Source organism: Streptomyces bacillaris (assembly GCF_003268675.1).
Lineage (GTDB): Bacteria > Actinomycetota > Actinomycetes > Streptomycetales > Streptomycetaceae > Streptomyces > Streptomyces bacillaris.
Map to the genome: position 1 here is coordinate 4,049,951 of NZ_CP029378.1, position 24,820 is coordinate 4,074,770.

General features: G+C 72.3%; 18 protein-coding genes and 1 pseudogene. 11 read left to right on the forward strand and 8 right to left on the reverse strand.

Annotated features, from left to right (window positions below; all coding sequences use genetic code 11):
• Window positions 1-24: 24 nt before the first annotated feature.
• A complete protein-coding gene (locus DJ476_RS17560; RefSeq protein ID WP_112490984.1) occupies window positions 25-2,130 on the reverse strand; it encodes an ATP-binding SpoIIE family protein phosphatase in 2,106 nt (701 codons plus the stop codon).
• Between the two features lie 163 nt (window positions 2,131-2,293).
• On the opposite strand from DJ476_RS17560, the gene aspS reads away from it, so the two are divergent.
• From aspS to DJ476_RS17575, 3 genes are all read left to right on the forward strand, one after another.
• A complete protein-coding gene (aspS, locus tag DJ476_RS17565; protein WP_112490985.1) occupies window positions 2,294-4,087 on the forward strand; it encodes an aspartate--tRNA ligase in 1,794 nt (597 codons plus the stop codon).
• 259 nt (window positions 4,088-4,346) lie between these two features.
• Window positions 4,347-5,135, forward strand: a complete 789-nt coding sequence (locus DJ476_RS17570) for a L,D-transpeptidase family protein (protein ID WP_112490986.1) — start codon at window positions 4,347-4,349, stop codon at window positions 5,133-5,135.
• Between the two features lie 89 nt (window positions 5,136-5,224).
• Entirely contained in the window at window positions 5,225-5,806 is a 582-nt protein-coding gene (locus DJ476_RS17575) for a Uma2 family endonuclease (RefSeq protein ID WP_103419699.1), read from the forward strand.
• A gap of 69 nt (window positions 5,807-5,875) precedes the next feature.
• On the opposite strand, the gene metG is transcribed toward DJ476_RS17575, so the two are convergent.
• Window positions 5,876-7,489 carry a methionine--tRNA ligase gene (metG, locus tag DJ476_RS17580; protein ID WP_112490987.1) on the reverse strand — a complete coding sequence of 538 codons (1,614 nt, stop codon included), beginning with the start codon at window positions 7,487-7,489 and terminating at the stop codon, window positions 5,876-5,878.
• 182 nt (window positions 7,490-7,671) lie between these two features.
• On the opposite strand from metG, the gene DJ476_RS17585 reads away from it, so the two are divergent.
• Window positions 7,672-8,325 (forward strand): response regulator transcription factor, encoded by a 654-nt coding sequence (locus DJ476_RS17585; RefSeq protein ID WP_026237833.1) that lies wholly within the window; start codon window positions 7,672-7,674, stop codon window positions 8,323-8,325.
• Complete coding sequence (locus tag DJ476_RS17590; protein ID WP_112490988.1) at window positions 8,322-9,605, forward strand: sensor histidine kinase; 1,284 nt, start codon at window positions 8,322-8,324, stop codon at window positions 9,603-9,605. The genes DJ476_RS17585 and DJ476_RS17590 overlap by 4 nt, the downstream gene beginning before the upstream one ends.
• Here the strand turns inward: DJ476_RS17590 and DJ476_RS17595 are convergent.
• A pseudogene (locus DJ476_RS17595) lies at window positions 9,539-11,235 on the reverse strand (VWA domain-containing protein). The gene DJ476_RS17590 and the pseudogene DJ476_RS17595 sit on opposite strands and share 67 nt — an antisense overlap.
• Before the next feature lie 314 nt (window positions 11,236-11,549).
• On the opposite strand from DJ476_RS17595, the gene DJ476_RS17600 reads away from it, so the two are divergent.
• The gene (locus tag DJ476_RS17600) at window positions 11,550-13,628 is read left to right on the forward strand and encodes a PhoX family protein (RefSeq protein ID WP_103419696.1); all 2,079 of its coding nucleotides are present in this window, start codon (window positions 11,550-11,552) and stop codon (window positions 13,626-13,628) included.
• Between the two features lie 340 nt (window positions 13,629-13,968).
• On the forward strand, window positions 13,969-14,370 hold the full coding sequence (locus tag DJ476_RS17605) for an RNA-binding S4 domain-containing protein (RefSeq protein ID WP_029395183.1): 402 nt from the start codon (window positions 13,969-13,971) through the stop codon (window positions 14,368-14,370).
• A gap of 83 nt (window positions 14,371-14,453) precedes the next feature.
• On the opposite strand, the gene DJ476_RS17610 is transcribed toward DJ476_RS17605, so the two are convergent.
• Complete coding sequence (locus DJ476_RS17610) at window positions 14,454-15,371, reverse strand: hypothetical protein (RefSeq protein ID WP_318294724.1); 918 nt, start codon at window positions 15,369-15,371, stop codon at window positions 14,454-14,456.
• A 131-nt stretch (window positions 15,372-15,502) separates the two neighbouring features.
• Between DJ476_RS17610 and DJ476_RS17615 the strand changes: the two genes are divergently transcribed.
• From DJ476_RS17615 to DJ476_RS17630, 4 genes are all read left to right on the forward strand, one after another.
• Complete coding sequence (locus DJ476_RS17615; protein ID WP_070200906.1) at window positions 15,503-15,910, forward strand: hypothetical protein; 408 nt, start codon at window positions 15,503-15,505, stop codon at window positions 15,908-15,910.
• Window positions 15,911-16,054: 144 nt separating this feature from the next.
• Window positions 16,055-16,621 carry an NADPH-dependent FMN reductase gene (locus DJ476_RS17620; protein ID WP_070200907.1) on the forward strand — a complete coding sequence of 189 codons (567 nt, stop codon included), beginning with the start codon at window positions 16,055-16,057 and terminating at the stop codon, window positions 16,619-16,621.
• Window positions 16,622-16,681: 60 nt separating this feature from the next.
• Window positions 16,682-17,653: an ATP-binding cassette domain-containing protein gene (locus DJ476_RS17625; protein WP_103419694.1), complete on the forward strand. Its 972-nt coding sequence runs from the start codon at window positions 16,682-16,684 to the stop codon at window positions 17,651-17,653.
• Window positions 17,650-18,507, forward strand: coding sequence for an ABC transporter permease (locus DJ476_RS17630; RefSeq protein ID WP_070200909.1), 858 nt, complete (start codon window positions 17,650-17,652; stop codon window positions 18,505-18,507). The genes DJ476_RS17625 and DJ476_RS17630 overlap by 4 nt, the downstream gene beginning before the upstream one ends.
• A 28-nt stretch (window positions 18,508-18,535) precedes the next feature.
• Here the strand turns inward: DJ476_RS17630 and DJ476_RS17635 are convergent, their stop codons facing one another.
• From DJ476_RS17635 to DJ476_RS17650, 4 genes are all read right to left on the reverse strand, one after another.
• Window positions 18,536-22,258 carry an AAA family ATPase gene (locus DJ476_RS17635; protein ID WP_112492551.1) on the reverse strand — a complete coding sequence of 1,241 codons (3,723 nt, stop codon included), beginning with the start codon at window positions 22,256-22,258 and terminating at the stop codon, window positions 18,536-18,538.
• A 177-nt stretch (window positions 22,259-22,435) separates the two neighbouring features.
• Window positions 22,436-22,858: a universal stress protein gene (locus DJ476_RS17640; protein ID WP_070200910.1), complete on the reverse strand. Its 423-nt coding sequence runs from the start codon at window positions 22,856-22,858 to the stop codon at window positions 22,436-22,438.
• A gap of 205 nt (window positions 22,859-23,063) precedes the next feature.
• A complete protein-coding gene (locus DJ476_RS17645; protein WP_103419693.1) occupies window positions 23,064-23,723 on the reverse strand; it encodes a CE1759 family FMN reductase in 660 nt (219 codons plus the stop codon).
• Window positions 23,724-23,728: 5 nt separating this feature from the next.
• Complete coding sequence (locus DJ476_RS17650) at window positions 23,729-24,820, reverse strand: LLM class flavin-dependent oxidoreductase (RefSeq protein WP_103419692.1); 1,092 nt, start codon at window positions 24,818-24,820, stop codon at window positions 23,729-23,731.

The following is a 24,820-nucleotide window of genomic DNA, read 5'->3' on the forward strand; positions in this document are numbered from 1 at the left end:
CGAGGACCCCGCACCCACCCGGGCCTACACCCCCGCCCCACCCCCCTCGTACAGCTCGAACCAGATCGACTTCCCCTCCCCCCGCGGATCCACCCCCCACGCATCGGCCAGCATCTCCATCAGCACCAGCCCCCGCCCGCTGGACGCCATCTCCCCCGGCCGCCGTTTGTGCGGCAGCTCGTCACTCGCGTCGGCCACCTCAACGCGCAGCCGCCGCTCGCCCCGCTCCCCGGAGACCTCCGCCGCCATCAGCGCGTCCCCGTCCGTGTGGACCAACACGTTGGTGGCCATCTCCGAGACCATCAGGACCGCCGAGTCGACCTGCTCGGGGTCCTTCCAGTCGTGCAGCAGCTCCCGGACGAGCTGGCGGCCCACCGAGATCCGCTCGGGCTCGGCCTGCGCGATGGTCAGCACGCTGCGGCGGGCCGGAGTCTCCGGCGCCCGGCCGCTCTCCCGCCGCAGCACCAGCACCGCGATGTCGTCCTCGCGGCGGTCCGCGAGCGGCCCGGTCGTGTAGTGCGAGGTCGGCCCGTGCACGGCCTGGACCAGGGCGTCGGCCAGCTCCTCCAGGTCCTCGGTGGGCTCCTCCAGGACCGGGCGCAGCCGGGTCCAGCCGGTGGCCATGTCGTGGCCGCCGGTCTCGATGAGCCCGTCCGTGCAGAGCATGATCGTTTCGCCGGGTTCCAGGACGACCCGGGTGGTGGGGTAGTCGGAGTCCGTCTCGATGCCGAGCGGCAGCCCGCCCGCGGTCTGCCGGATCACCGCCGTGCCGTCGGCGCTCACCACCACCGGGTCCGGATGGCCCGCCCGGGCGATGTCCAGGGTCCCGGCGTCCGGGTCCACCTCGGCGTACAGGCAGGTCGCGAAGCGGGGCGCGGCGGGTTCGTCGTCGCCCGCCACCCCCTCGTACGCGTCGGTCAGCCCGGAGAGGAAGCGCGAGGCCCGGGAGAGCACGGCGTCCGGGCGGTGGCCCTCGGAGGCGTACGCGCGCAGGGCGATGCGGAGCTGGCCCATCAGCCCGGCGGCCCGTACGTCATGGCCCTGGACGTCACCGATGATCAGGGCGATCCGGCCGTTGGGCAGCGGGATCATGTCGTACCAGTCGCCGCCCACCTGGAGCCCGCCGCCGGTCGGCACGTACCGCGCGGCCACCGTCATCCCGGGGATGTCCGGCCCCAGCGTCGGCATCATCGAGCGCTGGAGGCCGAGCGACAGCTCCCGCTCGGTCTCCGCGACCCCGGCGCGGGCCAGCGCCTGGGCCAGCATCCGGGCCACCGTCGAGAGCACCGCGCGCTCGTCCGGCGAGAAGCGCACGGGGTGCTGGAACGCGGCCATCCAGGCGCCCATCGTGCGGCCGGAGGAGACGAGCGGGAGGTACGCCCACGACTGCCGCCCGAACCGGCGGGCGAGGGGCCAGGTGGCGGGGTAGCGGCGGCGGTACTCCTCGGGGGAGGGGAGGTAGATCGCGCGGCCCGTGCGGACCACCTCGGCGGCCGGGTAGTCGGTGTCCAGGGGCATGTCGGTGAAGGGGTCCTCCTCGCCCGCGCTCTGCCCGTGGTGGCCGATGATCGTCAGCCGCTCGCCCGCCGAGCCGAAGACCGCGAGTCCGTCCGGGGAGAAGCCGGGCATGGAGAGGGAGGCCGCGACCCGCAGCACCTCCTCCGTGGACCGGGCCTCGGCCAGCGCCCGCCCGGCGTCCAGCAGGAACGCCTCCCGGGAGCGGCGCCAGTCCCCGGTGATGGGCGTGTCTGCGGCGGACGAGCCCGGCTGGGGTTCCGCGACCTCCTGGAGCGTGCCGATCAGGACATAGCTCTCGGTGTCCCCGTCCGCCGGGACGACCGGCTTGGAGCGGCTGCGTACGGTACGGAGCACCTGGCCCCGCTCGTCGACGATCCGCAGCCGGGCCTCGGCGAGGGTGCCCTCCGTGACGGCCAGGTTCACGACCCCGTAGATCTCGTTCCAGTCGACCGGGTGGAACCGGGAGCGCACCGCCGCCTCCCGGTAGACGCCGGGCTCGGGGGGCAGCCCGAGCAGCCGGGCCGCCTCCGCGTCGAGCGTGACCGTGCCGGCTGCGTTGTCCCAGCGCCACAGGCCTGTCGCGATCGCGGCCAGGACGTCCTCGGTGCGCATTGCCCCACTTTAGGAAGATGTGCTCTCCGCACGCCACCGAGGGGACGCCGAGTGCGGGCCGTCGCCGGAGGCGGGCGGGAAAGCGAAATGAAGGGGCCCGGCCCCGGGCGGTAGCCTGGGGAGGCTCAATCCACCCCGAATCGCGAAGACTGGATGAACGACGATGCATCGGTACAGGTCCCACACCTGCGGCGAGCTCCGCGCCTCTGACGTCGGCACCGACGTCCGGCTGAGCGGCTGGCTGCACAATCGCCGAGACCTGGGCGGCATCCTCTTCATCGATCTGCGCGACCACTACGGTCTGGTGCAGCTCGTCGCCCGTCCCGGCACCCCCGGGAACGAGGCCCTGGCGAAGCTGACCAAGGAGACCGTCGTCCGCATCGACGGCAAGGTCTCCGCGCGCGGCGCCGAGAACGTCAACCCGGAGCTGCCGACCGGTGAGATCGAGATCGAGGTCACCGAGGTCGAGGTGCTCGGTGAGGCGGCCCCGCTGCCGTTCACGATCAACACCGAGGACGGCGTCAACGAGGAGCGGCGGCTGGAGTACCGCTTCCTCGACCTGCGCCGTGAGCGCATGCACCGCAACATCATGCTGCGCTCGGCCGTGATCGCCGCCATCCGCGCCAAGATGGTGGCCCTCGGCTTCAACGAGATGGCGACCCCGATCCTCACCGCGACCTCCCCCGAGGGCGCCCGTGACTTCGTCGTCCCGTCCCGGCTGAACCCCGGCAAGTTCTACGCGCTGCCGCAGGCCCCGCAGCAGTTCAAGCAGCTGCTGATGATCTCGGGCTTCGACCGTTACTTCCAGATCGCGCCCTGCTTCCGCGACGAGGACGCCCGCGCGGACCGTTCGCCGGGCGAGTTCTACCAGCTCGACGTGGAGATGTCCTTCGTCGAGCAGGAGGACGTCTTCCAGCCGATCGAGAAGCTGATGACCGAGCTCTTCACCGAGTTCGGCAACGGCCGCGAGGTCACCTCGCCGTTCCCGCGCATCCCGTTCCGCGAGTCGATGCTGAAGTACGGCAACGACAAGCCGGACCTGCGGGCCAAGCTGGAGCTGGTCGACATCTCGGACGTCTTCGCCGACTCCGGGTTCAAGGCGTTCGCGGGCAAGCACGTCCGCGCGCTGCCGGTGCCGGACACCGCCGGGCAGTCCCGCAAGTTCTTCGACGGCCTCGGTGAGTACGCCGTCGAGCACGGCGCCAAGGGCCTGGCCTGGGTGCGCGTGGGCGAGGACGGCACGCTGGCCGGCCCGATCGCCAAGTTCCTCACCGAGACCGACGTCAAGACGCTCACCGAGCGCCTCTCGCTGGTCCCGGGCCACGCGGTCTTCTTCGGCGCGGGCGAGTTCGACGAGGTCTCCAAGATCATGTCGGCCGTCCGGGTCGAGGCCGCCAAGCGCGCGGGCCACTTCGAGGAGGGCGTCTTCCGGTTCTGCTGGATCGTCGACTTCCCGATGTACGAGAAGGACGAGGAGACCGGGAAGATCGACTTCTCGCACAACCCCTTCTCGATGCCCCAGGGCGGCCTGGCCGACCTGGAGGAGAAGGACCCGCTGGACATCCTGGCCTGGCAGTACGACATCGTCTGCAACGGCATCGAGCTGTCCTCGGGCGCCATCCGTAACCACGAGCCCGAGCTGATGCTCAAGGCCTTCGAGATCGCCGGGTACGACCGCGAGACCGTGGAGCAGGAGTTCGCGGGCATGCTCCGGGCGTTCCGCCTCGGCGCCCCGCCGCACGGTGGCATCGCCCCGGGCGTCGACCGCATCGTGATGCTGCTCGCCGACGAGCCCAACATCCGCGAGACGATCGCCTTCCCGCTCAACGGCAACGCCCAGGACCTGATGATGGGCGCCCCGACCGAGCTGGACGAGACCCGGCTGCGCGAGCTGAACATCCAGCTCCGCAAGCCGGTCGCGGCGAAGGGCGCCTCGGAGAAGCCCGCCGACAAGTAGGCGTCACCTCCGAGGGCTCTCGCAGCCTTCTCCGCTCTGCGGACGTTTCACGTGAAACAGCCCCCGATCACCTGATCGGGGGCTGTTTCACTGCATGAGCGCGAGCACCCCGGACGGCCGGGGCGACCGGGCGACGCCGTACAGCCGGATGGCCCCGGATCGGATTCGGCGGCGCCGGGTGCGGCAAAGACTGGCACCGAGACACCCCTCTCGCACCCCGTGCCGCACCGCCGTGCCGTCATCCGAGGAGCCCGTCACCGTGTCCGTCCCGCTCCGCCCGCCCGTACCGCTGCTCGCCGCCCTGTTCCTCGCCCTGGCCCTGCTCCTCACCGGCTGCACCTCCGGCTCCGCCCCCGCGAAGGCCCCCGTGGGCGCCCCGGGCCAGGGCGCCGCGGGTCCGGAGTCCGACGCCGCCTCCGTACGCCGGGCCTCCCCGGAGCCGGAGCCGAGCCCCGCCGAGATCCCGGGGCTCGGGCCGCAGACCCGGGCGGAGATCCCGGAGGAGGCCCGGCAGGCGTTCGTGGTCACCGGGGAGGGCGAGGACGCCAACCGGTCCAGCGCGGTCCTGTACGCCCGCGAGGACCCGGCGGAGGGCTGGGCGGCGGTCGCCGGCCCCTGGGACGCCCACAACGGGATGAAGGGCTGGACCGACCACCATGTGGCGGGCGACCTGAGGTCCCCCACGGGCGTCTACACCCTCACCGACGCGGGCGGCCGCCTCCCGGACCCGGGCGCCCTGCTCCCGTACGACGAACACCCCCGGTTCGCGGTGGACGGCGTGGGGTTCTTCGGGGAGCCCCTGGAAGGCTCCTTCGACTACGTCGTGGCGATCAACTACAACCGCACCGAGGGCGTCACCCCCCTCGACCGCACCCGCCCCCTCGGCCTCGAACGCGGCGGCGGCATCTGGATCCACGTCGACCACGGCGGCCCCACCCAGGGCTGCGTCTCCATCCCCGAGAACCGCATGGAGGACCTCCTCCGCACCCTGGACCCGGCCATGAACCCGGTCATCGTGATGGGGGACGCGGAGTCGCTGGAGCGGTGATCTGGGGGACGGGCGAGGATCGTTGGCCGTACGCTGAAGGTGTTTTCCGGTACGAGCGACCCGGTGGCCCGGTGCAGGAGGAGGTCGTTGTGAGCGTGGTCGAGGACCGCGTCCTGACGCAGGACGTCTTCGAGGACCTGGCCCGTCACGCCATACGCGCGGAGGAGGCGCTAAGGCTGGAGTTCGTGAACGGGAAACTGGGGGTCAAGGCTGTTCCGGACGGGGACCACGGGCGGATCATCGAGTGGCTGACGCGTCTGTGCATGCAGGCAGATCCGAGCCGGTGGCTCTACGCCGAGCAGGGCCTGCGCATCGAGGCGTATCGCAAGGGCAACGCCCGGCCCGACGGCAGCTTCGCCCCCAGCGGCACTTTCGCAGGCCAAGGCGAATGGGCCAGCCCCGACGGCGTCCTCATGGTCGTCGAGGTCACCTCGTACGACGAGGACACCGACCGCCGCGACCGGGTCGAGAAGCCCCGTGCGTACGCCGAGACCAGTATCCCCGTCTACCTGCTGATCGACCGGGACAGTTGCGAGGTGAAGGTCCACTCGCAGCCCGACGGCGTGCGCTACGAGCAGGTTGTGACGGTGCCCTACGGAAAGACCGTCACCCTCCCCGACCCGGTCGGGATCGAGCTGGACACCGAGCCGCTGAAGAACTGGGTGCGGTGACCCGACGCCGTACGCGTACGGCAGGAGCCCGGGACCACGGACGGTGGTCCCGGGCTCCTCGTGTGCGTACTACGCCGGCTTCTCCTCCAGGCGGGGGAACAGCACCGCGCCCTTCGTCACCGTCGCGCCGGCGGGCAGGGTGCCCCAGGCGCCCGCGTCCTGGACCTTCTGGTCGGCCAGGGCGCCCAGGGACTCCTCGGCGCCCAGGGACTCCCAGAGCTTCTGGGAGGTCTCCGGCATCACGGCGTTCAGCAGGACCGCGACACCGCGCAGCGACTCGGCGGCCGTGTAGAGGATGGTCGCCAGGCGGGCCTGGCCCTCCGGGGTGGTGTCCTTGGCCACCTTCCACGGCTCCTGCTCCGTGATGTAGCCGTTGACCTGCTTCACGAAGTCGAAGATCGCCAGGATGCCGCCCTGGAAGTCCAGCTCCTCGCCGATCTTCGCGTCGGCCGTCGCGACGGCCTTCGCCAGGCCCTCCTGCACGGCCCGCTCGGCGTCACCTGCGGCCGTGGCTTCCGGCAGCGAACCGCCGAAGTACTTGCCGACCATGGCGGCCACACGTGAGGCGAGGTTGCCGTAGTCGTTGGCCAGCTCGGAGGTGTAGCGGGCGGAGAAGTCCTCCCAGGAGAACGAGCCGTCGCTGCCGTACGAGATGGCCCGCAGGAAGTACCAGCGGTACGCGTCCACGCCGAAGTGCGAGGTCAGGTCCTGCGGCTTGATGCCGGTCAGGTTCGACTTGGACATCTTCTCGCCGCCGACCATCAGCCAGCCGTTGGCGACGACCTTGCCGGGGAGCGGCAGGCCCTGCGCCATCAGCATCGCGGGCCAGATCACCGAGTGGAAGCGGAGGATGTCCTTGCCGATCAGGTGCACGTTCGCCGGGAACGTACCGTCGAACTTCTCCTGGTTGGCGCCGTACCCGACCGCCGTCGCGTAGTTGAGCAGCGCGTCGACCCAGACGTAGATGACGTGCTTGGGGTCCCACGGCACCGGGACGCCCCAGTCGAACGTCGAGCGCGAGATCGACAGGTCCTGGAGGCCCTGCTCGACGAAGTTCACGACCTCGTTGCGCGCCGACTCGGGCTGGATGAAGTCCGGGTTCGCCGCGTAGAACTCCAGCAGCTTCGGGCCGTACTCGCTGAGCTTGAAGAAGTAGTTCTCCTCCTTGAGGAGTTCCACCGGCTTCTTGTGGATCGGGCAGAGCTTCTGTCCGGCGAACTCGCCCTCGCCGTCGATCAGATCGCCGGGGAGCTTGTACTCCTCGCAGCCCACGCAGTACGGGCCTTCGTACCCGCCCTTGTAGATCTCGCCCTTGTCGTACAGGTCCTGCACGAAATCCTGCACCCGGTCGGTGTGCCGCTTCTCCGTCGTCCGGATGAAGTCGTCGTTCGCGATGTTCAGATGCTCCCAAAGGGGCTTCCACGCCTCCTCGACGAGCTTGTCGCACCAAGCCTGCGGAGTGACGTCGTTCGCCTCGGCCGTGCGCATGATCTTCTGACCGTGCTCGTCCGTGCCGGTGAGGTACCACACCTTCTCGCCGCGCTGGCGGTGCCAGCGCGTGAGCACGTCGCCTGCGACGGTCGTGTAGGCGTGGCCCAGGTGAGGAGCGTCGTTGACGTAGTAGATGGGGGTCGAGACGTAGTACGCCGTCGCCCCCTGCTTCTCGGATCCAGTGGCCGCCATGGTCGAAATCCTAACGGTCAGTTGAAGATCCACTCACATCGATAAGCGGGGCCCCGGGGGGTGCTCCCCGGCAGGTCCTCGGTGGAGAGCTTTGCGAAACACCCCTTCCCGTAATGCTTCCCGCAGGAAAGTCGCATCCTGGGAGGGAGCGGACAAGCGTGCACGAGGCAGGGGACATCACCATGCGGGTACTGGTCGCCGAGGACGAGGAGATCCTCGCGGAACTGGTCGCCACCGGGCTGCGCCGCGCCGGCTTCGCCGTCGACACCGTCTACAGCGGGGACGCGGCCCTCGCCTACCTCGGGCTGCACGACTACGACGTCGTCGTGCTCGACCGCGACCTCCCACGCGTCCACGGCGACGACGTGGCCCGGCGGCTCGTCGCCTCCGGCTCCCGGACGCGGATCCTGATGCTCACCGCCTCCGGCACGATGGAGGACCGCGTCGCCGGGCTCGACCTCGGCGCCGACGATTACGTCAGCAAACCGTTCGAGTTCCCCGAGCTGGTATCCCGGGTCCGCGCCCTGCGCCGCCGCAGCGCCCGCCCCGTACCGCCCCAGCTGGAACGGCACGGCATCCGGCTCGACACCGTACGGCGCTCCGCGCTCCGCGACGGTCGTGAGCTGGATCTCTCGCCCAAGGAGTTCACCGTGCTCCAGCTGCTCCTGGAGGCGGACGGCGGGACCGTCAGCGCCGAGGAGCTGCTGGAACGGGCCTGGGACGCCAACGCCGACCCCTTCACCGGTGCCGTACGCGTCTGCATGAGCAAACTCCGCGCCAAACTGGGGGAGCCCGCGCTGATCCGTACCGTCCAGGGTGTCGGGTACGCGCTGTGAGCCCCCGGGCCCGGCTGCGGCGGCTGGTGACCGCGTCGAAGCTGCCGCACTCGACGATCAGGACGCGCATAGCCCTCGTGTACGGCGGGGTCTTCCTCGTCCTCGGCACGGCCCTGCTCACCACCGTCAACCTGGCCTCCCGTGCCGGTACGGACTCCGAGGCGCGCGCCATCGCCTCCTCCGCCGTCGTCCCGCCCGGCTACACCGTCAACGGCCCGTTCATCGCCCGCAGCTCGGCCGACGGGCCCACCGTCTACGAACTGACCGACCACGTCAGCGACGCGGCCAGCAAACAGCACATGTACTGGTCCATCGCCGCGCTCCTGGTGATGACGGCGGGCGCGGTCGGCGTCGGCTGGTGGATCGCGGGCCGGGTGCTGCGGCCCGTCCACGCGATGACGGCCAAGGCCCGCAGCCTCTCCGAGCGGACCCTGCACGAGCGGATCGCCTCCAGCGGGCCCGACGACGAGCTGAAGGAGCTGGGCGAGACGCTGGACGCGCTGCTGGCCCGGCTGGAGAAGGCGTTCGACAGCCAGCGCAGGTTCATCGCCAACGCCTCCCACGAGCTGCGCACCCCGCTCGCCACCCAGCGCGCCGCGATCCAGGTGGGGCTGGACAACCCGAGCCCCGACGACCTCGTCCGCACCCGGCAGACGCTCCTGGACACCAACCGGCGCAGCGAGCGGCTCATCGAGGGGCTGCTCGTGCTGGCCCGCAGCGAACGGGGGCTGGCCGCCGACGAGCGCGAGGACGTCCGCTTCGACCGGGTGGTGGCCGAGGAGACGGCCCGGCGGCCGGGGGCGCGGGCGGAGGGGCCGGGGCGGCCCGCGGTGAGTGTGGACGTGGCGCCCTGTCCGGTCCGGGGCAACCGGCTGCTGCTCTCCCAGCTGGTGTCGAACCTGCTGGCCAACGCGGTGACGTACAACGTGCCGGGCGGTTCGATCGACATCACGCTGGCGGAGGACGGTGCCCTGGTGGTGCGCAACACCGGCCCGGTGGTCTCCGAGGCCGATATCGCGGGGTTCTTCGAGCCGTTCCGGCGGGGCGAGGGCCGCGACCGGATGGGCCCGGGGTCGGGGCTCGGGCTGTCGATCGTGCGGTCGATCGCGGTGGCCCACGGCGGTACGGTCACGGCGGTCCCGGGCCCGGGGGGCGGCGGTCTCGCCGTGACCGTACGGCTGCCGGTCGATCAGTCCGTCGACCGGCCTGCTGATCAGCCCTCGGAGCGCTTCTCGCGCGCCGCGATCCAGGCCGGCAGCCCGGCGAGGATCTCCCGGTAGAGCTCGGCGTCCGCGATCTCGCGCGGGGCCGGGCCGGCGTGGAAGAAACCGGCGTTGGGGGCGTCCAGCTTCCGCAGGAAGTCGAAGCCCTTCCCGTCCTGCTCACCGAACGCGACGAACTGGAAGAACAGCGGCAGCCGGGCCGCGTCCGCCAGCGCCTGGCGGGCGAGCTGCTTGGCGTCCGGCGGGCCGTCCGTCTGGAAGATCACCAGGGCCGGACCGGCGTCCTGCGCCTTCTCGCCCACCGTCTTCTCGTGGTCCGCCACGATCTCCTCGATCGCGCGGTGGTAGTTCGTGCGGCCGAGCCGTCCGAGACCGGCGTTCAGCTCGTCGACCCGGCCCTCGTGGGCGGCCAGCTCGATGGTGCCGGTGCCGTCGATGTCGGTCGAGAAGAAGACGACGGAGACGGTGGCGTCGGCGTCCAGGTGGGCGGCGAGCGCGACGGCGCGGTCGCCCAGGTGCTGGGCGCTGCCGTCCTTGTAGAACGGCCGCATCGAGCCCGAGCGGTCGAGCACCAGGTAGACGCGGGCGCGCAGTCCGGTCAGCCCGTGCCCCTTGAGCGCCGCCTGCGCCGCCTTGTACGGGGCGACGAGCTGCGGCGCGCGGGAGGTGACCCGGGCGAGGGTGGTGGCGGGCTTGGCGGTGGTCTTCGCCGTGGGGGCGGGGGTGGCAGCGGGCGCCGTGCTCTCTGCGGCTGCCGTCGTCGCTGCCGGGGGCTCGGGGGTGGCCTCCGGCTCCGGGGTGGCGGTCGCTTCCGCTTCCGCTTCGGGGCGGTCGCGGCTTCCGGCTCGGGCGTCGCGGCTACGGGCTCCGGCTGGGGGGTCGCCTCGGCGGTGGTCTCCGGGGCGGTCGCGGCCTCGGTCGTCGCGACCGGCTTCGCTTCCGGTTCCGGTACGGGCTCCGGGTCGGGCTTCGGCGCCCGCTCGGCGGCGGGCTGCGGCGTGGCCTCGGCGGCCGGGGCCGGGTCGGCGTCCAGGTCGAGGTCGATCGTGATGGGGGCGGGCTCCGTGGCCGGGGAGGAGGCGGGCTCCTCCACCTCGACGGGCTCGGCGGCGGGCCCAGCGGTCTCGACCGGCTCCTCCGCCTTCACCGGCTCGGCGGCGGTCTCGGCAACCGGCTCCGCGACGGGCTCGGTGGCGGTCTCGGCGACCGGTCCCGCAACCGGCTCCGCGATGGGCTTCGCCTCCGCAGCGGGCTCCACCTCAGGCTTTGCCTCCGGCTCCGTCACCGATTCCGCGACCGGCTCAGCGACCGGCTTCACCTCCTGCTCCGCGTCCGGGCCCGAGCCCTGGGCGGGGACGGTCGGCGCGGGGGCGGGCGTCGAGGAGGTGGCCGCCTTGTCGAATGCCGCGGCCACCAGGTCCGCGGCACCGGCGTCACTGTCGGTGGTCTCCGCAACGGGCGAAGCCGGGGCCGGAATCGACGCCTTCGGCTCGGCCGCCTTCGGCTCGGCCGCCTTCGGCTCGGCGGGCTTCGCATCGGACGCCTCGGGCCCGGCCGCCGCCGAAGTGGCCCCGGCCTCCGGCTCCGTGGACGGGGTGCGTTCGGCCTGGGGCGGGACGGTGGCCGTGGTCGGCTCGTCCTGCTCCGTGCGGCCGAACACCTTACGCAGCAAGCTCCGAATGCCCATGAGCGAGGCCTTTCGCATGAGTTGGGTGCGGGGAATGTCCGACCTGGGTGATTTCATCCCTGGCCAGGACGGATACGTAAGGTTAGCGGCCGGATCCGGCCGTACGCCGGTCCGGCCCACCCGTGCGTCAACCGAGCCGAAACCGATCCCGGACCGAGTCCGGCGCGCGTTCCACGTGTCACCCGGCCCCGTTCCCGTACGGCTTCAAAGGAACAGCGGTGGCCCGGACTTCACCCGCCGTTCACCGGGAGTCCCTCGGACCGCGTGGGTCCGCCCCTACCGTCACGCACGACACACCGACGGAGGGAATCCACGTGCGCAACCTGCTGCCGCTCATCAGCTCCCACAGCGCCCACCCGGGCGGCCGTTCCGCGCTGACCTGCCGCTTCCGCTGCGGGGACGCCTGTTTCAAGGAGACCCCGAACACCAGCGACAACGAGTACGCGGGTGACATCATCGCCCGTGCCGTATCGCGCCGCTCGATGATGCGCACGGCCGCCGTCGTGACGGTCGCCGCCGCGGCCGGTACGACCGCGCTGACCGGTCCGAACGCCCCGCAGGCGGAGGCCGCCGCGCTCGCCGGCCACGGCCACAAACCGCACCCGCCCCACAAACCGGCCCCGTCCGGCGCCCGGGGGCTGCGGTTCTCGCCGGTCGCGCCCAACAAGAACGACAAGGTCACCGTCCCCGACGGCTACGGCCAGAACGTGGTGATCCGCTGGGGCGAGCCGATCCTGCGCGGGGCGCCCGCCTTCAACCCGGAGAAGCAGACCGCCAAGGCGCAGGCGGGCCAGTTCGGTTACAACAACGACTTCCTCTCGCTGCTCCCGCTCCGCGGCGAGCGCGGCCGTCAGGTCCTGGTCGCCAACCATGAGTACACGGACGAGATCCTCATGTTCCGTGGCTACGATCCGGCCAACCCCACCCGGGAGCAGGTGGAGATCGCCTGGGCCGCGCACGGACTCTCCGTGGTCGTCGTCCAGGAGGAGAGCCGCACCGGCAAGCTGGGCGCGGTCACCCGTCACCCGCTGAACCGCCGCCTCACCGCCACGAGTGAATTCCGGGTCACCGGACCGGCCGCGGGCAGCCCCCTCCTCCGTACCTCCGCCGACCGCACCGGCCGCAAGGTGCTCGGCACCCTCAACAACTGCGCGGGCGGCACGACTCCTTGGGGCACCACGCTGCACGGCGAGGAGAACTTCAACCAGTACTTCGCCAACGGCACCACCGCCATGCACAAGCGGTACGGGATCGGCTCCGGCGCCACCGAGCGCAAATGGGAGCGGTTCGACCGGCGGTTCGACCTGGCGAAGGAGCCCAACGAGGCCAACCGCTTCGGCTGGGTCGTCGAACTCGACCCGTACGACCCCGACTCCACCCCGCGCAAGCGGACCGCTCTGGGCCGCTTCAAGCACGAGGCGGCCGAGCCCCGGCTGACGGCCGACGGGCGCCCGGTCGTCTACATGGGCGACGACGAGAAGTTCGACTACCTCTACAAGTTCGTCTCCAGCAAGCGGATGAAGAAGGGCACCTCGCGCGCCGCCCGCGAGCACAACCTGACGCTGCTGGACGAGGGCACGCTGTACGTCGCGAAGCTGACCGGCGACTCCCCGGCCGCCGAGATCGACGGCAGCGGAAAGCTCCCCAACGACGGCGAGTTCGACGGCAGCGGCGTCTGGATCCCGCTGGCCACCGGCACCACCTCGCACGTGCCCGGCATGACCGCCGACGAGGTGTACGTCTACACGCGGCTGGCCGGTGACAAGGTCGGCGCCACCAAGATGGACCGCCCCGAGGACGTCGAGCCCTCCCCGCGCACCGGCCGGGTCTATGTCGCGCTCACCAACAACTCCGACCGCGGCAAGGAGGGCAAGGCCCCGGCCGACGAGGCGAACCCGCGCAACGGCAACAAGCACGGGCAGGTCCTGGAGCTGGCGGAGAACTGGGACGACCCGACGAGCGACGGGTTCGCCTGGCGGCTCTTCCTCGTGGCGGGCGACCCGAACGACCCGTCGACGTACTTCGCCGGCTTCCCCAAGGAGCGCGTCAGCCCCATCTCCTGCCCGGACAACGTGGCCTTCGACGCCCACGGCAACCTGTGGATCTCCACGGACGGCAACCGGCTCGGTTCGCACGACGGCCTCTTCGGCGTGGCGACCCAGGGCGACCGGCGCGGCGAGCTGAAGCAGTTCCTCACCGTCCCGACGGGCGCGGAGACCTGCGGCCCGGTCATCCAGGACCGCCGGGTCCTGGTCGCCGTCCAGCACCCGGGCGAGGTCGACGGCGCCTCGGTGGAGAAGCCCGCGAGCACCTGGCCCGACGGCCCGGGGAAGATCGTCCGGCCCTCCGTCGTCGCGGTCTGGCGCAAGGACGGACGCGACATCGGGGTGTGACCCCGGCTCCCTCCGGGATGACCGCCCATCAGGCCTGTGCCCATCCGGTGCGGGCCTGATCGAGCGGGCCAACCGCACGCCGGGGTGGGAGGCGGCCTGTGGGAGCACCTCCGTCCACGGCCCCGATCCGGCGGTCAGCCATCGGGTCTGCCGGGCGAGCGACGACCTCGCGTCCAGCGAGTACGCCCCCAGCACCTCCTGCCCCGGCCGCAGGCGGGAGCTGCACAGCCACCACATGAGCGAGGTGATCGGCGGCCGGGCCCTGACCGTCCCGGCCGCTGGCCCGTTCTCCCGGGAAACGCACGCCGATCCGGACATGCGCCGGACTAGAGTCGGACCCATGGTTTCCGGTGATGCGGCGCAGGCTCAGGGAAGCGTCCGGGTCGACGTGTGGATCTGGTCGGTCCGGCTGACGAAGACCCGTGCGCAGGCGGCGGCCGCCTGCCGGGCCGGGCATGTGAAGGTCGGCGGCGAGCGGGCCAAACCCGCGCAGGCCGTCCGGGTCGGTGACGAGGTACGGCTGCGCCACGCGGGCCGGGACCGGGTGGTCGTCGTCTCGAAGATCGTGAAGAAGCGGGTCGGGGCGCCGGTGGCCGTCGAGTGCTTCGTCGACAACAGTCCGCCCCCGCCGCCGCGCGAGCTGGCGATCCAGGTTCCGGTACGGGACCGGGGCGCGGGCCGCCCGACCAAGCGGGACCGCCGCGAGATGGAGCGCCTCCAGGGCCGCCCGCCGGAGCGCTGAGCCGAGCCACGGCCCCGTGGCGGTCCCTGCGGGGTGCCGTCCCGCTGTTTCACGTGAAACTGCGGGGGACGGGCCGCTCCGGGCTATCCGGCCCTCCGGCGTCCCAGCAGCACCCGGGCCACCACCGCCCCCACCAGCAGGACCGTGCCCACCACCAGCACGACCCACACCGTGGTCCGCAGCGAGTCGGTCAGGGCGTCGACCACCGCCGCGGCCGCGTCCCGGTCATCGCCGGGCACCTCGTCCAGCACCCGGCTCCGGCCGACGGCCACCAGGATCCGCATCACGATCGCGCCGAGGACGAACCCGGCGCCCACCGCCGCCGTGGCGGTCAGCCCGGCCCGGACCCCTCTCCGTACCGTCGCGATGCCCACCACCAGGACGAGCAGCACCAGGGTGGCGACGGCCGGCCAGATGCTGCAGTAGCGCAGCCAGCGGAACGAGTCCCGGAGGGTGTCCGCGCGGTCGGCGCCGATCACCGTGATCTCCGTCCGCTCGACCGGGATCTGATCCGCGAACGGCACCCCCTGGCGCACCAGATCCTGCTTGACCTGCTCGATCACCGGCCGCAGGTCGATGGTGACCGCCTCGCCGCTGTCACCGTCCAGGGCGGTGGTCACGGCCTGGTGGGCGGCCCGGTTCGCGGTGTCCCAGGCGGCGCGGAAGGCCTCGGTGGAGGTGAAGGAGCGCACGGTCTCGTGCAGGAAGTCCCGGACGGTCTCCTGGAGCGGGCCGAGATCGATCTGCTCCATGGCCTTCTCGGTGACCAGGTCCGCGACGGTGCTCCGCACCGCCGGGTCGGAGGAGAGCGGGGAGACGGCGGCGACATAGCGGTCGGTGTCGTCGATCTCCAGGTCGGCCCAGGCCGAGAGCGCGCTGAACGGCACCAGGACCGCGAGCAGGACGAGCAGGACGGCCGAGAGGGCCACCGAGCCCGCCGGGATCCCCCGGGCCGTCGAAGCCGCCGGGCCGGCCGAGTCCGCCGAGTGAGAGGTCCGCACCCCTCCAGGGAATCCCCTCCGGAGCCGGGCCGCTGCGGACCGTACGCCGTTCGAGTTGCCGGGGCGCGCGGGCGGGTGTGCTCTGGAGGGACGGGAGCGCGTGACGGGGGTGACGGAAGGAGCTGTCCGCGATGGTCACACACGCAGCCATGCCCGGCAGGAAGCGGGCCGGAGCACACGCACGGCCCCGCAGTCTCAGTCCGTACGCCGTGGGGGTGCCGCTGGCGCTCGGCATCATCTACGGGTTCTACGCCGCGTTCATCCGCCGTGACGGCGGTCCCAGCACCGGCGGACAGGTCGTGCTGGGCCTGGTCTCCGGAGCGGCGCTGGCGGCTCTCTGCTTCGCGCTGGGCCGGATCCAGCGCGATCTGCGGCACGGGCTGCGGGCCGTGGCGTACGGCGCTCTGACCGCCTGTGCGATCGGCTTCCTGGTGAGCCTCACGGACACCAGCGTGCTGCGGTCCGCCGGGTTGGGGCTGGTGGTCGGCGCGGGTGTCTTCCTGGCCACGTTCTACCTCTTCTACTCACGGGAGCCCTGACGCCGGAGCCGGCCGCGAGGCCCCGTCCAGCAGTGCGTTCCGCCCGTGGGGCGCGGCCGCCAGATCCGATCTGGCGGCCGCGCCCCGGCATCTGGCGCCCCAGGGGTGAGGGCACCGGAGAACGAGCGGGAGGAGGCGGGAGCGATGACGGACGACGAGCCGCTGCGGGTGGCGGTGATCATCGGCAGCACGCGCGAAGGACGGATCGGCGACGCGGTCGGCCGCTGGTTCATGGAGCGCGCCCGGGCACGGGACGAGCTGGACCTCGCCGTGCTGGACCTCGCGGAGTTCGACTTCCCCGTGCACTACCCGCAGCGGGCGACGGAGCAGATGACCGAGTTCACCGGAGCGATCGGGAGGGCCGAGGCCTTCGTCGTGGTCACCCCGGAGTACAACCGCTCCTTCCCCGCCTCCCTCAAGCAGGCCATCGACTTCGCCTACGACGAGTGGCAGGCCAAGCCGGTCGGCTTCGTGAGCTACGGCCACGGCTCCTCCGGGCTCTACGCGGTGGAGCAGCTCCGCTCGGTCTTCACGGAGCTGCACACGGTGACCCTGCGCAACGGGGTCGCGCTCGACTTCCTGCACACACCGCTGGAGGACCACGCCGGAGCCTGCGCGCGGGACCGGGCGGTCGGGCTGATGCTCGACCAGCTCGGCTGGTGGGGCCGGGCCCTGCGCGAGGCCCGGGCGGTCCGCCCGTACGTCTCCTGACGGCCGGGACGGCGACGGCACACGCCGAGACAACGACGACGACCTACAAGGAATGGATTCATGAGCACTGAACTGGCCATCGAGACCGCGGGGCTGGTGAAGGTCTTCGGCGAGAACCGCGCGGTGGACGGCGTCGACCTCGCGGTCCCGACCGGCACCGTCTACGGGGTCCTCGGACCCAACGGTGCCGGGAAGACCACCACCGTACGGATGCTCGCGACGCTGCTGCGCCCCGACGGCGGGACGGCCCGGGTGTTCGGCAAGGACGTGATGAAGGACCCCGACGCGGTCCGCAGCCGGGTCAGCCTCACCGGGCAGTACGCCTCGGTGGACGAGGACCTCACCGGCATCGAGAACCTGGTCCTGCTCGCCCGCCTCCTCGGCCACTCCAAGCCCGCGGCCCGCGACCGGGCGGCCCAGCTGCTCGAAGGGTTCGGGCTGAGCGAGGCGGCGGGCAAGCAGGTGAAGAACTACTCGGGAGGCATGCGGCGCCGCATCGACATCGCCGCCTCCATCCTCAACACCCCCGACCTGCTCTTCCTGGACGAGCCGACCACCGGACTCGACCCGCGCAGCCGCAACCAGGTCTGGGACATCGTGCGCGCGGTCGTCGCCCAGGGCACCACGGTCCTGCTGACCACGCAGTATCTGGACGAGGCCGACCAGCTGGCCTCCCGGATCGCGGTGATCGACCACGGCCGGGTGATCGCCGAGGGCACCAAGGGCGAGCTGAAGGCATCCGTCGGCTCCGGCACGGTCCACCTGCGGCTGCGCGACGCCGCCCAGCGGCCCGAGGCCGAGCGGGTGCTCTCCCGGGCGCTGGACGCCTCGGTCCTGCTGGACGCGGACCCGGTGGCGCTGACCGCCCGGATCGATGCCCACGGCTCCGACCGGGGCGCGGCGGAACAGGCAGCACGGGCCCTGGCCGAGCTGGCCCGGTCCGGCATCACGGTCGACAACTTCTCGCTGGGACAGCCCAGCCTCGACGAGGTCTTCCTCGCCCTCACGGACAAGAAGGGAGTGGCGGCATGAGCACCACGACCACCAAGACCGAGTTGGAGGACGTCGCGCTCGCGGCGCCGGACGCGGAGCGCCTGTCGGCTCTCCTGGTCGGTCTGGACCGGCCGCCGAGGCCCAGCGCGCTCTCGGCCTCGCTCACCTTCGGCTGGCGGGCCATGCTGAAGATCAAGCATGTGCCGGAGCAGCTCTTCGACGTGACGGCCTTTCCGATCATGCTCGTCCTGATGTACACGTACCTCTTCGGAGGGGCGCTGGCCGGCTCCACGCAGGAGTACATCCAGTTCCTGCTGCCCGGCATCCTGGTGATGAGCGTCGTGATGATCACGATGTACACGGGCATCGCGGTCAACACCGACATCGCCAAGGGCGTCTTCGACCGGTTCCGTACGCTGCCGATCTGGCGGCCCGCACCGATGGTCGGCTATCTGCTCGGGGACGTCCTGCGCTATCTGCTGGCCTCGGTGGTGATGCTCACCGTCGGCATGATCATCGGCTTCCGGCCGGAGGGCGGGGTGCTCGGGGTGCTGGCCGGGGTGGCCCTGCTGCTGGTGTTCTCGTTCGCGTTCTCGTGGATCTGGACCATGTTCGGGCTGATGCTGCGCACGGAGAAGTCCGTGATGGGCGTCAGCATGATGGTGATCTTCCCGCTGACCTTCCTCAGCAATGTCTTCGTCCTCCCGAGCACGATGCCGGGCTGGCTGCAGGCGTTCGTGAACAACAGCCCCATCACCCACCTGGTCTCGGCGGTGCGCGGGCTGATGGCGGGCGACTGGCCCGTCGCGGATCTCGCCTGGTCGCTGGGGTGGGCCGGAGTGATCATGCTCGTCTTCGGCGCCGTGACGATGCGGCTCTACAACCGGAAGTGACCGGTGGCGGCTGTGACTCGGCGTCGGGTCACAGCCGCCAGTCGGGGGTGCGGCCGGGGCGGTAGGCGCAGGTTGTCCCCGTGGTCACGGACTCCCGCAGATGCGCCGCCAGTTCGGGGTGGAGGGAGTCCAGTTTGCGCAGGGTGTCGCGGATCCGGGCGGTGACCGTCTTGCGGGCCCGCTCGGTCTGGTCGCCCAGGCGGCGGCTCCGGCCACCGAGGCCCGCCGCTGTGCGCAGCTGGTCCAGGAGGGCCTGCCGCTCCCGGTCGTACGCCTCCACCTGCCGGGTGTTGTCCCGGGCCGCCGCACGGTCTATCTCGGCGTCCAGCCGGTCCAGGTGCTCCTTGTAGCGGCGCTTGGCCTCCTCGTCGAGCACCGGGTCACCGCCCAGCTGCCCGGCGGCGACCACGGCGCTGCCGCCCTGGGGGGCGAGCAGTTGTACGGCCGGGACGTCCGCGCCGGGGAGCCCCAGGAGGCTGTGCAGGTCCCGCAGCCCCTTGGCGTCGGGCATGTGCACGGTCCGCCCGTCCCAGCGCAGCTGCCAGACGGGCCCGTCGCGACGGAACTCGGCGGCCGGGGCGGGGGCTTCGCCGGAGCCCGAGCCGGAGCCGGGCTCGGAAGGCGTGGTGGTGGAGGTGGTGTCAGGGGAGGGGAAGGCGGGGGTGGTTGGTGTGGCTGCTCCGGATGTGTCGGCGGGGAAGGCGAGTTCCGGGGGTGCGGCGGCTGGGCGCCGGGCCGTGGGCCAGGGGGCCGTGCGGATGGAGGCCGCTTCGGAGGTCAGGTGGTGCAGGCCCAGCTCGGCCGCCTCCCGCTCCGCTTCGGTGAGGATCGCGCGGGCCCGGCCGGTGTCGCCCGGCTCCGCGCGGGCGAGGAGGGAGCGGGCCAGGTCCAGCCGGGAGCGTACGGCCCAGGGGCGGGCGCCGAGGCGGTCCGCGGAGGCGGTGGCCTCGGTGAGCGCGGCCACCGCCGCGTCCCGGTCGTGGCGGGCGGCGGCGAGCATCCCGAGCCAGAGGTCGACGGGGCCGCTGATGTCGCACCCGTACAGCGAGACGATCCACTGGCCCGTGTAGGGGGTGAGTTCGTCCTCCGCGCGGGCGATGACGTGCCGGTCGCCGGTGGCCGCAGCGGTCCGGGCCAGCAGCCGGAGCCAGAGCGGCATGAACACCCGTGGGTAGGGGGCGGAGCGGTCCGACTGCTCGGCGATCAGGCGGAGGGCCGGGGCCGCGTCGCCCTGCTCGACCGCGGTGAGCGCCTCCAGCAGCCGGGGGTACGGATACCGGACGCCCGGGAGTGTGGCGAGGACCTTCTCCGCCTCCGCGAACCGGCCCTGGAGCAGATACAGGGACCAGCGGAGATGGGACCGCATGAAGCCGAACGCCTCGTGCTCCTCGCCCTCGGGGCCGAGCACCTCGTCCCGCAGCGCCTCGGACGCCTCGCCGAACCGGCCCTGGAGGGCGGCGATCAGGCTGCTGTCGACGGCGATGGACACGGCGAACCGGGGCAGCTCGGAGCGCTCGGCGGCCCGGACGAAGGTGCGGAACTGATCGATGAAGGCCGGGTCGCCCAGCTCCAGCAGGGTCACCCACCGCATGGAGGCGGCGTGCAGCTCCATGTCCAGGTTCTGTGTGCGGCGGCCGAGGACGGCCATCTCGTCCGTCAGCCCCAGCCGCTCCACCGCCGAGCCGAGGCCCCAGACGGAGTCGTGGCGGGCCCAGAGGGAGAAGGCGAGGGCCTCGTCGTCCGAGCCGTCGCGGGCGAGGGCCATGATGTGGATGGCCAGCTCCTGCGCGAGCCGGTCGGCGGAGAGGCCGTCCTGCCCGTCCTTGCTGGTGACCTTGCGGTGGGCCTCGCTCAGGAAGGCCACCATGAACGCCTCGCTGCCGCCGAAGGCGCCCTGGCGGTAGAGGGTGATCGCCACCCGGGCCACCAGCTCGGGGTCGTCCAGCTCCCGGGCCAGGGCGACCGCCCGGTCCAGCAGGCGCTCCCCCTCGGCGGGCTCCCCGGTGTGCCGCAGGTGTTCGCCCAGGTCGAGACAGATGAGCGCGACCCGGCGGCGGTCATGGGCCGGGAGGCCGTCGGCCCCGCGCCCCGGCGTGCCCGCCGCTGCCGCTTCCCCGGCCGCTCCGGGCGAAGCCCCCGGCCCGGAGCCCGTATCCGCTTCCCCGCCCCCCTCCGTCGCGCCACCCGTCTCCGACTCCTCGCCCGCCTCGCCCGTCTCGCCTTCCTCGCCCGAGGCGACCGCGAGGGCCCGGCGGTAGTGGCCGGTTGCCTCCTCGTCGGCCAGGCGCCCCGAGGCGTCCCGGGCGGCGGCGAGCAGCAGATCGATCCGGCGGTCGCGCTCCAGCTCTCCCCCGGCGAGGTGGGCGTGGCGGGCGAGGTCCCCGGGCCGCACGGCGTCGTCGAGGCCGCCGTGCGCGTCCAGCGCCCGTACGGCGGCGGCGTGGCGGCGGCGGGCCTCCGCCTCACCGAGGGAGGCGTACAGCGTCTCGCGGAGCAGGTCGTGGGCGAAGGCGTAACTCCCGGAGGGGCGCGGGACGACGACCCGGGCGATGACCGCCGACTCCAGCAGCCGCTCCACCCGGGGGATTGGGGAGCCGTGCACCACGGCCAGCACCTGCCGGCGGAACTCCCGGCCCAGCAGGGCGGCGGACGTCAGCAGCGAGACGACCTCCCCGGGCAGCAGGCTCAGCCGCTGCCGGACGGCCTCCCGCACGCCGGGCGGGATGGTGGAGACGGGGCTGCCACTGTGCCAGAGCCGGGCCGTCTGCTCGACGAAGAACGGGTTGCCGCCGGTGCGCCGGTGGACCTCGTCGACCAGGTGCGGGGCGGGCTCGCGGCCCGTGGTCACGGCCATCAGCGCCCCCACCTCGTCCCGGCCGAGGCCGGTCAGCGTGAGGGTGGCCGAGGCGCGCGCCACGAGGGGCAGGATCAGCTGCTGGAGCGGGTGGCCGGGGGCCTCCACCTCGACGTCCCGGTAGGTGCCGAGGAGCAGCAGCCGCTCGAACCAGGCGTGCTGGGCGGCGAATTCGAGGAGCCGGAGCGAGGCGGGGTCGGCGCTGTGGAGGTCGTCGAGGACCACGGTCAGCGGGCGGCTCTGGGAGATGGTGACGAGGGCGGTGGTCACCGCGTCGTACAGCCCGAAGGCCTCGACCCCGTCCGGCGTACCTCCGGCGGAACCGGGTGCCCCGGATGAACTGGAGACTCCGGCGGAACCGGGCGCCCCGGATGAACTGGAGACTCCGGCAGAACCGGGCGCCCCGGCTGAACCGGAGACACCGGCGGAACCCATACCGGCCGCACCGACACCGACACCGGACGCACCGACACCGGACCCCTCGCCGCCGGCTGTCCCCACTGCCCCAGATGCCCCGGCCGCCTCGACACCGGCGCCCCCGCCCCAGCCCTCCGCCCGGCCGTCGCCCGACGGGTCGCCGAGGAGGATGCCGAGGCGGCCGTCCGACGCCTCCTGGGCCGCCGCCCACTCGGCCGCCGTGGCGGAGCGGCGCAGTCCGCGCAGCACCTGCACCCAGGGCCAGTAGCCGGGGGTGCTCCCGGAGTCCCAGCAGGAGCCGCCGACCACCAGCGCGCCGCGCCGCCGGGCCTCGTGCGCGGCGTCGGTGACGAGGGTGGTCTTCCCGATACCGGCCTCGCCCGTGACGAGCACCAGCCCGCCGTGGCTCTCCGTCGCCCGGACGATCTCCGAGCGGAGGATGCCTGCGGGGTGGTCGCGCCCGAACAGAGCAGGGGTCATGACCACACGATAGGAGCACCCACTGACAACAGCCCCTCCACCGACCCGTGAACGGCCGGTGCCCCCCTTCCCACCGGGCCGAAGCCGTCAGAGGCCGTGGGCTCCGGAAGGAAAGCCGTGGGCTCTGGAGGGAAAGGGGGCACCCCCGCACCACGCGGCGCGGGGCGAGGCACGACGTCAGTCGCGTACCACCGTCACCGGGCACGGGGCGTGCTGCGTGACGTGCAGGCTGACCGAGCCGAGCAGCGTCGCCTTGAGGCCGCTGCGGCCCCGGGCGCCCACGACGAGCAGGTTGGCGCCCCTGGCCCGGTCCAGCAGGGTCTGGGCGGGGTTGCCGATGACCACGACCTTGGTGACCTTGGCGGCCCCCTCCTCGCCCAGGGCCTCCTCCAGGGCCTCGTTGAGCGAGACGGTGGCCAGCGCCTGCGGGTCGAAGTCCTCCGGCAGGCCCGGCATCATCGAGGCCCAGCTGGTCGCGGGGTACTCCCAGCTGTTGACGGCCTCCACGGTGTCACCGGTCAGCTCGGCCTGACGGACGGCCCAGTGCAGTGCCTTGATCGAGGGATCGGACCCGTCCACGCCCACGACGATCCTGCCCATGTCTGCCTCCAGCTCGCTAGCTCGCTCCGGCTCGTACAGCGTCCGGCTTCCTCGTACAGCGTCCGCTTCACTGTAATCAAACGGGACAATCAGGCCGGTCGGTCCCTCCGGCCCAGCCACAGGCCCGAGAGCCAGCCCCAGCCCGCAGGTCCGCGAGTCAGCCCAGCCGCAGGCCCGGAAGCCGACCCAGCCGCAGGCCCAAGAGTCAGTCCAGCCGCAGGTCCGCGAGCTGCTGCTCGAAGGGGACGAGCGCGTCCTCCCCGTCGTCCAGGCCCGGCGTCCGGGAGGCCCCGGAGACCGTGCGGCCCAGGACCGCCGAGGCCAGCTCGCCGCCCGCGCGCCGGATCCGGGACGGCAGGCCCTCGGTGTACTCGTCGCCGGAGGCGCCCCAGTCCTCGGAGGCGGCGTAGACGGAGGTCGGTACGGTGACGGCCCGCAGATAGGCGAAGAGCGGCCGCAGCGCGTGCTCCAGGACCAGCGAGTGGCGGGCCGTGCCGCCCGTCGCGGCGATCACGACGGGCTTGCCGGTCAGGGCGGTGTGGTCGATCAGGTCGAAGAACGACTTGAACAGACCGCTGTACGAGGCGGTGAAGACGGGCGTCACGGCGATCAGCCCGTCCGCCTCCGTCACCGCGTCGATCGCCTCCCGCAGCGCGGTCGGCGGGAACCCGCTGACCAGGTGGTTGGCGATGTCCACGGCGAGGTCGCGCAGTTCGATGAAGTGGACCTCGACGTTCCGGTCCTGGTCCGCCGCGAGGCGCTCCCGGGCGGCGGCGGCCAGCCGGTCGGCCAGCAGCCGGGTGGAGGACGGCTGGCTGAGACCGGCCGATACGGCGACGATGCGCAGGGGCGAGGTGGCGAACATCGGGGTCAGCCCTCCTTCCGGGCGGCCCGGGCGGCGGTCACCGCCGGGTGGACGGGCGCGGACTCCGGCACTCCGGCCGGCCGCAGGTTGGCGAACTCCTTGCGCAGTACGGGCACGACCTCCTCGCCGAGGATGTCGAGCTGCTCCAGGACCGTCTTCAGCGGGAGCCCCGCGTGGTCCATCAGGAACAGCTGCCGCTGGTAGTCACCGACCGCGTCCCGGAACGTCAGCGTCCGCTCGATGACCTCCTGCGGGGAGCCCACCGTCAGCGGGGTCTCGCGGGTGAAGTCCTCCAGGGACGGGCCGTGGCCGTAGACCGGCGCGTTGTCGAAGTACGGGCGGAACTCCCGTACCGCGTCCTGCGAGTTCTTCCGCATGAACACCTGGCCGCCGAGCCCGACGATGGCCTGTTCGGCGGTGCCGTGACCGTAGTGGGCGTACCGCCGCCGGTACAGCGAGACCATCTTCTTGGTGTGCTCCATCGGCCAGAAGATGTTGTTGTGGAAGAACCCGTCCCCGTAGTACGCAGCCTGTTCCGCGATCTCGGGGGAGCGGATGGAGCCGTGCCAGACGAACGGCGGGACGCCGTCCAGCGGGCGCGGGGTGGCGGTGAAGGACTGCAGCGGCGTACGGAACTTGCCCTCCCAGTCCACGACGTCCTCGCGCCACAGCTTGTGCAGCAGGGCGTAGTTCTCGATGGCCAGCGGGATGCCCTGGCGGATGTCCTTGCCGAACCAGGGGTAGACCGGTCCGGTGTTGCCCCGGCCCATCATCAGGTCGACGCGGCCGTCCGCGAGGTGCTGGAGGGTGGCGTAGTCCTCCGCGATCTTCACCGGGTCGTTGGTGGTGATCAGGGTGGTGGACGTGGACAGGATCAGGTTCTCGGTACGGGCGGCGATGTAGCCGAGGGTCGTCGTCGGGGAGGACGGGACGAAGGGCGGGTTGTGGTGCTCGCCGGTCGCGAAGACGTCCAGGCCGACCTCCTCGGCCTTCTGCGCGATGGCCAGGGTCGCCTTGATCCGCTCGTTCTCGGTCGGCGTCCGGCCGGTGGTCGGGTCGGTGGTGACGTCTCCGACCGTGAAGATCCCGAACTGCAT

What these genes read in the sequence shown, in the direction of transcription:
- DJ476_RS17560 (WP_112490984.1), bottom strand. Translation starts at nt 2,130, where the DNA reads ATGCGCACCGAGGACGTCCTGGCCGCGATCGCGACAGGCCTGTGGCGC.
- aspS (WP_112490985.1), top strand. Translation starts at nt 2,294, where the DNA reads ATGCATCGGTACAGGTCCCACACCTGCGGCGAGCTCCGCGCCTCTGAC.
- DJ476_RS17650 (WP_103419692.1), bottom strand. Translation starts at nt 24,820, where the DNA reads ATGCAGTTCGGGATCTTCACGGTCGGAGACGTCACCACCGACCCGACC.
- DJ476_RS17605 (WP_029395183.1), top strand. Translation starts at nt 13,969, where the DNA reads ATGGTTTCCGGTGATGCGGCGCAGGCTCAGGGAAGCGTCCGGGTCGAC.
- DJ476_RS17625 (WP_103419694.1), top strand. Translation starts at nt 16,682, where the DNA reads ATGAGCACTGAACTGGCCATCGAGACCGCGGGGCTGGTGAAGGTCTTC.
- DJ476_RS17630 (WP_070200909.1), top strand. Translation starts at nt 17,650, where the DNA reads ATGAGCACCACGACCACCAAGACCGAGTTGGAGGACGTCGCGCTCGCG.
- DJ476_RS17620 (WP_070200907.1), top strand. Translation starts at nt 16,055, where the DNA reads ATGACGGACGACGAGCCGCTGCGGGTGGCGGTGATCATCGGCAGCACG.
- metG (WP_112490987.1), bottom strand. Translation starts at nt 7,489, where the DNA reads ATGGCGGCCACTGGATCCGAGAAGCAGGGGGCGACGGCGTACTACGTC.
- DJ476_RS17585 (WP_026237833.1), top strand. Translation starts at nt 7,672, where the DNA reads ATGCGGGTACTGGTCGCCGAGGACGAGGAGATCCTCGCGGAACTGGTC.
- DJ476_RS17640 (WP_070200910.1), bottom strand. Translation starts at nt 22,858, where the DNA reads ATGGGCAGGATCGTCGTGGGCGTGGACGGGTCCGATCCCTCGATCAAG.
- DJ476_RS17635 (WP_112492551.1), bottom strand. Translation starts at nt 22,258, where the DNA reads ATGACCCCTGCTCTGTTCGGGCGCGACCACCCCGCAGGCATCCTCCGC.
- DJ476_RS17645 (WP_103419693.1), bottom strand. Translation starts at nt 23,723, where the DNA reads ATGTTCGCCACCTCGCCCCTGCGCATCGTCGCCGTATCGGCCGGTCTC.
- DJ476_RS17615 (WP_070200906.1), top strand. Translation starts at nt 15,503, where the DNA reads ATGGTCACACACGCAGCCATGCCCGGCAGGAAGCGGGCCGGAGCACAC.